The sequence below is a fragment of the Mesorhizobium sp. M7A.F.Ca.CA.002.05.1.1 genome (genome assembly GCF_003998335.1).
Lineage (GTDB): Bacteria > Pseudomonadota > Alphaproteobacteria > Rhizobiales > Rhizobiaceae > Mesorhizobium.
Genome location: NZ_RZQI01000163.1, coordinates 1 through 8,963 on the forward strand (window position 1 = coordinate 1; position 8,963 = coordinate 8,963).

General features: G+C 62.2%; 7 protein-coding genes and 2 pseudogenes. All 9 read left to right on the forward strand.

Features of this window, described 5'->3' with window-relative positions:
- Positions 1 to 542: pseudogene (locus EN939_RS11140) on the forward strand (phosphopentomutase); the annotation flags it as partial.
- Positions 535 to 1,425, forward strand: a complete 891-nt coding sequence (mutM, locus tag EN939_RS11145) for a bifunctional DNA-formamidopyrimidine glycosylase/DNA-(apurinic or apyrimidinic site) lyase (protein ID WP_127268053.1) — start codon at positions 535 to 537, stop codon at positions 1,423 to 1,425. The pseudogene EN939_RS11140 and the gene mutM, both read left to right, overlap by 8 nt.
- A gap of 132 nt (positions 1,426 to 1,557) precedes the next feature.
- On the forward strand, positions 1,558 to 2,331 hold the full coding sequence (locus tag EN939_RS11150) for an enoyl-CoA hydratase (RefSeq protein WP_127268054.1): 774 nt from the start codon (positions 1,558 to 1,560) through the stop codon (positions 2,329 to 2,331).
- 182 nt (positions 2,332 to 2,513) lie between these two features.
- Positions 2,514 to 2,780 (forward strand): 30S ribosomal protein S20, encoded by a 267-nt coding sequence (rpsT, locus tag EN939_RS11155; protein ID WP_013533694.1) that lies wholly within the window; start codon positions 2,514 to 2,516, stop codon positions 2,778 to 2,780.
- 925 nt (positions 2,781 to 3,705) lie between these two features.
- Positions 3,706 to 5,181 (forward strand): chromosomal replication initiator protein DnaA, encoded by a 1,476-nt coding sequence (gene dnaA / locus EN939_RS11160; RefSeq protein WP_236383352.1) that lies wholly within the window; start codon positions 3,706 to 3,708, stop codon positions 5,179 to 5,181.
- 304 nt (positions 5,182 to 5,485) lie between these two features.
- Positions 5,486 to 6,604 carry a DNA polymerase III subunit beta gene (dnaN, locus tag EN939_RS11165; protein ID WP_127268056.1) on the forward strand — a complete coding sequence of 373 codons (1,119 nt, stop codon included), beginning with the start codon at positions 5,486 to 5,488 and terminating at the stop codon, positions 6,602 to 6,604.
- Between the two features lie 205 nt (positions 6,605 to 6,809).
- A complete protein-coding gene (gene recF / locus EN939_RS11170) occupies positions 6,810 to 7,949 on the forward strand; it encodes a DNA replication/repair protein RecF (RefSeq protein WP_127268057.1) in 1,140 nt (379 codons plus the stop codon).
- Positions 7,950 to 8,032: 83 nt separating this feature from the next.
- Complete coding sequence (locus EN939_RS11175) at positions 8,033 to 8,788, forward strand: molybdopterin-synthase adenylyltransferase MoeB (protein ID WP_127268058.1); 756 nt, start codon at positions 8,033 to 8,035, stop codon at positions 8,786 to 8,788.
- Between the two features lie 4 nt (positions 8,789 to 8,792).
- Positions 8,793 to 8,963 (forward strand): annotated as a pseudogene (locus EN939_RS39010) (GNAT family N-acetyltransferase); the annotation flags it as partial.

The window sequence follows — 8,963 nt, forward strand, 5'->3', positions numbered from 1 at the left end:
CCGTGCCCCCGCCGGAACCGACCCTGCTCGACCGGCTGACGGCGCGTGGCAGCCGTGTCATCGCCGTCGGCAAGATCGGCGACATCTTCGCCCATCGCGGAATTTCGCAAGTGCGCAAGGCGGCAGGCAACATGGCGATGTTCGACGAGGCTCTGGGTGCGATGGATAATGCCGGCGACGGTGACCTCGTCTTCGCCAATTTCGTCGACTTCGACACCGAATTCGGTCACCGCCGCGATGTCGCGGGCTATGCTGCCGCGCTCGAGGCCTTCGACCTGCGGCTGCCGGAGGCATTTGCGAGGCTGCGGCAGGGCGATCTTCTCATCCTGACGGCCGACCACGGCAACGACCCGACCTGGGGCGGGACCGATCACACGCGCGAGCGCATTCCGGTGATCGGCACTGGACCGGGTCTCAAGGGCGGCGACATCGGACTGAGAACGACATTCGCCGACATTGGCGAGACCGTGGCCGAGCATCTCGGGCTGGCGCCCGGACGCTACGGCACGTCTTTCTATACGGCGATCGGCGGTCATGCCTGAATTGCCGGAGGTCGAAACCGTCCGGCGCGGGCTGCAGCCGGTTCTGGAAGGCGCTACCATCGCCCGCGTCGAGGCGCGCCGACCGGATCTGCGCTTTCCATTTCCCGAGAAATTCGCGCAGCGGCTGACCGGCAAGACGATCACGGCACTCGGCCGCCGGGCCAAGTATCTGACGATGGACCTGGAAGGCGGCCCCATGCTGATCTGCCATCTCGGCATGTCGGGCTCATTCCGCATAGAGACGGCCGATGGCAGCGACATGCCCGGCATCTTCCGGCACGACCGCTCGAAGAGCTCCAATCACGACCACGTCGTCTTCCATGTCGTGTCTCCGGCCGGTGCCCGGTCCCGCGTGATCTTCAATGATCCGCGCCGCTTCGGCTTCATGCTGTTTGCGGAAGGGCTGCCGGACGTTCATCCGATGCTGGCTGGACTTGGCGTCGAGCCAACCGGCAACACATTGGACGGTGCGCTGCTTGCCTCATTGATGAAGGGGCGGCGATCACCGCTGAAGGCAGCGCTTCTCGACCAGAGGCTGATCGCCGGGCTCGGCAACATCTATGTGTCGGAGGCGTTGTGGCGTGCCGGCCTGTCGCCGCTGCGCGAGGCGGGCACGATCGCCAGGCCCGGAAAGAAAGCCCAGGCCCAAAGCGAACACCTCGCGCAAGCCATTCGTTCGGTGATATCGGATGCGATCGCAGCCGGCGGCTCCTCACTGCGGGACTATATGCAGACCGATGGGGCGCTGGGCTATTTCCAGCACGCCTTCGCCGTCTACGACCGCGAAGGCAAGGCCTGCTCCAAGCCCGGCTGCGGCGGCCACATCGAACGTGTCGTGCAGAGCGGCCGATCGACCTTTTATTGCCGGACATGTCAGCGATGAGTCAGAGTAATTCCAGGAAAAGTGGGAACGGTTTCCCGTTCGGAATTGCGTCAAGACAGAGAGATGGAGCGGTTCTGCGTTTCCGTGAAACGATGAACCGCTCTAGACGAGCGTGAGCAAGGAGAAGCAGCCATGGCCTATGAGACGATCATCACCGAGACGCACGGCAAGGTCGGGCTGATCACGCTGAACAGGCCGCAGGCGCTCAACGCGCTGAATTCGCAGATTCTGACCGAGGTGGTGGCGGCCGTGAACGGGTTCAGCGCCGATCCCGGTGTCGGCGCCATGGTCATCACCGGTTCCGAAAAGGCTTTCGCCGCCGGCGCCGATATCAAGGAGATGCAGTCCATCTCCTACGCGGACGCCTACGCCCAAGACTTCTTCGTCGGCTGGGAGGAACTGACGCGGGCGCGAAAGCCTATTATCGCGGCAGTGGCGGGCTATGCACTCGGCGGCGGCTGCGAGCTGGCGATGATGTGCGATTTCATTATCGCCGCCGACACGGCCAAATTCGGCCAGCCCGAGATCACCCTCGGCGTCATTCCAGGCATGGGCGGGTCACAAAGGCTGACCCGCTTCGTCGGCAAGTCGAAAGCGATGGACATGTGCCTGACCGGGCGGATGATGGATGCCGCCGAGGCCGAGCGTTCTGGCCTGGTGTCGCGGGTGGTGCCTGCCGGCGAGCTTGTCGAGGAGGCGCTGAAGGCCGCGGCCAAGATTGCCGCTTTCTCGCTACCATCCGTGATGATGGCGAAGGAGGCTGTCAACCGCGCCTTCGAGACGACGCTTGCCGAGGGATTGCGGTTCGAGCGCCGGCTGTTTCACTCGCTGTTTGCACTGGACGATCAGAAGGAAGGCATGGCGGCCTTTGCCGAGAAGCGGAAGCCGAATTTCACCAACCGCTGACGCCAATCCCTTGGCTGCGAAGAAGATGGCTGCTGGCCGCCAAAAAGAAGGCCGGGCAGCGTTGACGCGCCGGAAAAGCTGAACTATAAGCCGCACCAACCGAGGCGGCCCCGTGGCTGCCCGTTTGTTTTTTGCGCCCTGCGGCATCCCGCATGCGCCGACCAGATCAGAAGAGAGGCATCATGGCCAATACATCCTCGGCCAAAAAGGCAACGCGCAAGATCGTCCGCCGCGCAGCGATCAACAAGAACCGCCGCTCGCGCGTCCGCACCTATATCCGCCAGGTCGAAGAGGCCCTTGCCTCCGGTGACAAGGCTGCCGCACAGGCTGCCTTCAAGATCGCGGAGCCGGAATTGATGCGTGCCGCGACCAAGGGCGTGATCCACAAGAACACGGCGTCCCGCAAGGTGTCGCGACTGGCTCAGCGGGTCAAGGTACTGTCGGCCTGACATTACTTGCCTAGACTGACGTTCTTCGAACCCGGCCGTTTGTGCCGGGTTTTTTCGTTTGCCGGCAAGCACTTAAAAAGAATGTCCGGAAACGGCGTCTTATGCGGCATTTCACAATTAGGAATAGTTTGCCGGCATATGCATGCCTGCTGGTGATCGGCATGCTTGAAACGGCCGACCTAAAGATTCTTAACTGTCAGAAATACCTTATATCTTTCAGTGACTTACAGATGGTGATCCACAGCTTGTCCACACCGGACCGGCCCGATCGGGGAGAAGTCGCTGTCAAGCGAATTATTTCAGAATATTTCTGTCAGCGCCCGGTTTTTCATATTCGCCGGAAAAGGGTTTGAATCACAATGGCTTTGTTAAAATGTGCCGTCGCGGCACGCCACTCGAACCCGCCTCCACTAACCAGATTCCTTAAAAATCCGTTAGACGTGGCCTTGCCCTATCCACAGCGATTTCGGTAGTGTCGATCTATCGAAAGGGACGGGCTCTGGCTCTTAACCCAAGCCTGAATCGGCCAGCTTAAATTGGCGGGATTTGCAACGCGGATCAAGTCCGCGGACGGTTTTGGTTTGTCTTTTTCGATACGGTAGGGGACTGGCGTAACTAGACATGGCAGGTAGACGGCGCGCCGGCGCTCTTTTCGCCGGGCGGTGTTGTATTGCCCTGACATACCCAACGCGGACTGGCTTCCATGGGCCGGCACCGGTTCCCGCGGATAATGGGCGACGTTCATCTGCCGGCGGCGGCAGCGGACATCGTAGCAAAGACTTAGGTCGCCGGAACCGGATGCAGGAGGCGCATCCCCGGTGGAAAACAGGTACGGAAGGACAAGGAAAAGATCATGCAGAGCGGCATTGAAAGGGAACTTACGGGCGACCTCCCATTTCCTGGAACTTTGATCGGAGCAAACGACATGGCGGTGTCCAGCGACGCGGAACAGAAATTCGACCGGGTCAAGACCCAGTTGAAGGCGCGCCTGGGAACCGAAGTCTATTCGAGCTGGTTTGGCCGCATGAAGGTCGCCGAGGCTTCCAAGGGCATCGTCCGCATCTCCGTGCCTACCGCCTTCCTGCGTTCATGGATCAACGGCCACTATCTCGACCTCATTTCAGAGCTGTGGAAGCAGGAGGATGCCGATCTCCTCAAGATCGACATCGTCGTGCGCACGGCAACCCGTCAGGGACGCAGCCAGGCCGAGCCAGAGGTGACGCCAGCACGCAGCAAGATGACACGGCAGACGCAGACGGCACTTGCCGCCGGCACAGTCAGCCCCAGCCGGGTGGAGCGCGCACCGGCTCCGCGTCCGGGCACACCGATCGAGAGCGAATTTCGCCACAACGTGCTGGGGTCGCCGCTCGATCCGCGCTACACGTTCGGGTCCTTCATCGAGGGACCGTCGAACCGGGTGGCCTTCGCCGCCGCCAAGGCGGTAGCGGAATCGCAATCGAGCGCAGTGCGCTTCAATCCGCTTTTCCTTCACGCAACCGTCGGGCTCGGCAAGACACATTTGCTGCAGGCCATCGCTGCGGAATCGCTGAAGCAGAACCCCAAGTCGCGCGTCGTCTATCTCACGGCCGAGTATTTCATGTGGCGCTTTGCCACCGCGATCCGCGACAACAACGCGCTGACGCTCAAGGAACAGCTGCGCGACATCGACCTGCTCATCATCGACGACATGCAGTTTCTGCAGGGCAAGTCGATCCAGCATGAATTCTGCCACCTCATCAACATGCTGCTCGACAGCGCCAAGCAGGTCGTCGTCGCCGCCGACCGGCCGCCGTCGGAACTGGAATCGCTCGAACCGCGGGTCCGTTCGCGCCTCAATGGCGGTGTCGCGCTTGAAATGTCGGCGCCCGATTTCGCCATGCGCCTCGGCATGCTCAAATTGCGCCTTGCCACGGCCAGGAGCGACGACGCATCGCTCGACATTTCGGAGGAGATCCTCAATCACGTCGCCCGCACCGTGACCGGCAGCGGACGCGAGCTGGAAGGCGCCTTCAATCAGCTTTTGTTCCGTCAATCCTTCGAGCCGCAGATCACCATCGACCGGATCGACGAAATTCTCGGCCACATCTATCGCACCGGCGAGCCGAAGCGTGTCCGTATCGAGGACATCCAGCGCATCGTGGCGCGTCACTACAATGTGTCGAAGACCGAATTGCTGTCCAACCGGCGCACGCGCACCATCGTCAAGCCGCGGCAGGTCGCCATGTACCTGTCGAAGGTGATGACGCCGCGCTCACTACCCGAGATCGGACGGCGTTTCGGCGGCCGCGATCACACCACGGTGCTGCATGCCGTGCGCAAGATCGAGGACCTTTCCGGCAACGACAACACGCTGGCGCAGGAACTTGAGCTTCTGAGGCGGTTGATCAACGACCAGGCCTGATCCTCCGGGGATGGCTGAGCCGGAACAATACCGGAATTCAATGGCTTGCCAGTGCGGCGCTGGGCCTGGATCGGGCTCGTGGCGCCGCCTGGAAGCGATCTGGATTTCGGTTTTACGACACTGGCTCGCGGACTTCGGGCGCGTTATCCCCAGAAAGCCCGCGTAGCCGGCCTGAACCGGTGGCGCGGGCTTGCGTTTGCTGGTTTTTTCCTGTCAGTTTACGCAGATTCTGAGCCTGTTCAGACCTTTCGCGGGACGCCGCTCACTGGTGACCCGTCATTCATTCAAGCGAGCCTGTTTCGTCATGCGTGTTATCCTGGAACGGTCCAATCTCCTGAAGTCGCTCAACCACGTCCATCGCGTGGTCGAGCGGCGAAACACCATACCGATCCTGTCCAACGTGCTGCTCAGCGCCGAAGGCGCCAGCCTTGAAATGAAGGCGACCGATCTCGACCTCGAGGTGACCGAAGCGACACCCGCCAAGGTGGAGCGCGGCGGGGCGACGACAGTCCCGGCACATCTGCTCTACGACATCGTGCGCAAGCTTGCCGATGGCGCCGAGGTGATGCTGAAGACGGACGAGGACGGCAACGCCATGTCAGTGACGTCTGGCCGCTCGAGCTTCCGCCTTCAGTGCCTGCCGCAATCCGACTTCCCGGAGCTCTCGGCCGGATCGTTCTCGCATATCTTCCGTCTCGACTCGGTTGCCCTGAAAGGCCTGATCGAGAAGACCCAATTCGCCATCTCCACCGAGGAGACGCGTTATTACCTGAACGGCATCTATCTGCACACGCATGAGGTCGGCGGCAAGTTGAAGCTGCGCTCGGTAGCGACCGACGGCCACCGCCTGGCGCGCGCCGAGATCGATGCGCCAGCGGGTTCCGAAGGCATGCCGGGCATCATCATTCCGCGCAAGACGGTGAGCGAGCTGCAGAAGCTCGTCGACGATCCGGATGTCGCGGTCACCACCGAACTGTCGGACACCAAGATCCGCTTCACGATCGGCAGCGTGGTTTTGACCTCGAAGCTGATCGACGGCACCTTCCCCGACTATCAGCGGGTCATTCCGACCGGCAACGACAAGAAGCTGATCATCGACCGCCAGAGTTTTGCCGCCGCTGTCGATCGCGTCTCGACCATCTCTTCCGAACGCGGCCGCGCGGTGAAGCTGTCGATCAGCGAGGGTCAGGTGACACTTGCGGTCAACAATCCCGATTCAGGCAGCGCCACCGAAGAGCTGTCCGCCGACTATTCATCCGATCCGATCGAGATCGGCTTCAACGCCAAGTACCTGCTCGACGTTGCCGCGCAACTGACCGGCACGGAAGCCAAGTTCATGCTGGCCGACGCCGGCTCGCCGACGCTGATCCACGACATGGCCGACGAGACCGCACTCTATGTGCTGATGCCGATGCGGGTGTAGCGGCACGGTGTCAGCACTTCGGTCCTGTTGTGGACCGGCAAGCGCGATATTTACGGCAACTTCTAGAGCAATTCCAGGAAAAGTGTGAAGCGGTTTTCCCGGGAAAAGCGCATAGCGCTTTCCCTTGGGAATTGCGTTAAAACAAAGAGATAGATTGGTTTTGCGTTTCCGTGAAACGATGGAACGCTCTATAGGCGGATAGCGGTTGCCGGCACAGAACCACATAAGTAAGCTTACACTTACCAATTTCCGAAACTACGCGGCGCTGACGATCGATCTGGCGCCAGGTGCCGTGGTTTTTTCCGGCGACAACGGCGCCGGCAAAACCAATCTCCTCGAAGCAATCTCCCTTTTGACACCGGGGCGTGGTTTGCGCCGCGCCCCTTACGTGGATGTCGCACGCGAGGGCGGCGACGGCGGCTTTGCATTGCATGCCCGGCTCGACGGACCTGACGGCCAGGTCGAGATCGGAACAGGCATTTCCGGCGGCGACACCGCCGGCGAAGGCGGCAGGCGGGTGCGCATCAACGGAGCGTCGGCGCGCTCGGCCGAGGACATGCTGGAATGGCTGCGCGTGGTGTGGCTGACGCCAGCCATGGACGCGTTGTTCACCGGACCGGCCGCGGATCGCCGGCGATTTCTCGATCGGCTCGTGCTGGCGATCGATCCCGGGCACGGGCAACGTGCGATCGACTACGAGAAGGCTATGCGCGGTCGTAACCGGCTGCTTACCGAAAACTCCCGGGACGACCGCTGGTTCGACGCTATCGAGACGCAGATGGCCGAAACCGGTGTGGCGATAGCCGCGGCGCGGGCCGAAATGGTGCGGCTGCTCGCCACCATGATCGACAGGCTGCCCGACACGGGACCATTTCCGCGGGCCGATATCGGCCTTTCGGGCGATCTGGAAGCCGAAATCGCCGCCGCGCCGGCGGTCGATGTCGAGGAGCGCTTCCGTCGGACGCTTGCCGGGGGCCGTGAGCGCGATCGCGCCGCCGGGCGCACCCTCGACGGCCCGCACCGTTCGGATCTGGTGGTTCGACACCGCCCCAAGGCGATGCCGGCCGAACTCTGCTCGACCGGCGAGCAGAAGGCACTGCTGGTCGGCATCGTGCTGTCGCACGCAAGGCTGACCGGCGAAATGTCGGGCATGACGCCGATCCTGTTGCTCGACGAGATCGCCGCGCATCTCGACAGCCGGCGGCGCGCGGCGCTGTTCTCCATCCTGGAGGAACTGAACTGCCAGGCGTTCATGACAGGAACCGATGCTGCGCTGTTTTCCAGTCTCCAGGGGCGCGCGCAATTCCTGACTGTCGACCATGGGACAGTTGGGCCAACGATCTAGACCATTGTGCCTCGTGTTCCTGGGCGACATCAACAGGTGCGTTGGCCCCTGACAAGGTTTTTCAGTCCCTGTATGATCAGGCAATGACCACTGCCGCCCTGACCGCAGACGAGATCGAACGCTATGCCCGCCACATCGTGCTGCCGGAGATCGGCGGCGCCGGCCAGCAAAGGCTGAAACAGGCCCGGGTGCTGGTCATCGGCGCTGGCGGACTGGGCGCGCCGGTGCTTGAATATCTTGCCGCCGCCGGCGTCGGCACACTCGGCGTGATCGATGACGACACCGTTTCGCTGTCCAACCTGCAGCGCCAGGTCATTCACGGTACCGACACTGTCGGCCTGCTGAAGACCGATAGCGCCAAGGCGGCAATCGCTCGCATCAATCCCAACACCACAGTCGAACCGCATACGTTCCGGCTGACCACGGACAATGCGCCCGCCCTCGTCGCCCGCTATGACATCGTCGTCGACGGTTCCGACAATTTCGAAACGCGCTATGCCGTGGCCGATGCCTGCGCGAGCGAAGGCAAGCCGCTGGTGCATGCCGCCGTCGGACGCTTCGATGGTTCGGTAACGGTGCTGAAGCCATTCGAAGACGGCAGGGACGGCAAGCCCAACCCAAGCTATCGCGATCTGTTTCCCGAGGCGCCGCCGCCGGGCCTGGTGCCGTCCTGTGCCGAAGCCGGCGTGCTTGGCGCGCTGACCGGCGTCGTCGGTACGCTGCAGGCGATGGAGGCGATCAAGCTGATCACCGGCATTGGCGAGCCGCTGGTCGGCCGGCTGCTGCTCTATGATGCGCTGGCGGCGCGCTTCGACACCATCCGCTACAAGAGAAGCTGAATTCTTGGACCGGAACGAAGCTGTCTCCATCACGCGGATCCCGACCGATTTCGACCGTTGGGACGATGTGCTCGCATTGATCATGCGCGCTTTCGCTTCGATGGACGGCGTTGTCGACCCGCCCTCCTCGGCCCACCATCTGACCGCCGACACCCTGAGCGACAAGGCGCGGCTG

Coding starts and splice junctions, on each gene's coding strand:
- mutM (WP_127268053.1), top strand. CDS start 535: ATGCCTGAATTGCCGGAGGTCGAAACCGTCCGGCGCGGGCTGCAGCCG.
- EN939_RS11150 (WP_127268054.1), top strand. CDS start 1,558: ATGGCCTATGAGACGATCATCACCGAGACGCACGGCAAGGTCGGGCTG.
- rpsT (WP_013533694.1), top strand. CDS start 2,514: ATGGCCAATACATCCTCGGCCAAAAAGGCAACGCGCAAGATCGTCCGC.
- dnaA (WP_236383352.1), top strand. CDS start 3,706: ATGGCGGTGTCCAGCGACGCGGAACAGAAATTCGACCGGGTCAAGACC.
- dnaN (WP_127268056.1), top strand. CDS start 5,486: ATGCGTGTTATCCTGGAACGGTCCAATCTCCTGAAGTCGCTCAACCAC.
- EN939_RS11175 (WP_127268058.1), top strand. CDS start 8,033: ATGACCACTGCCGCCCTGACCGCAGACGAGATCGAACGCTATGCCCGC.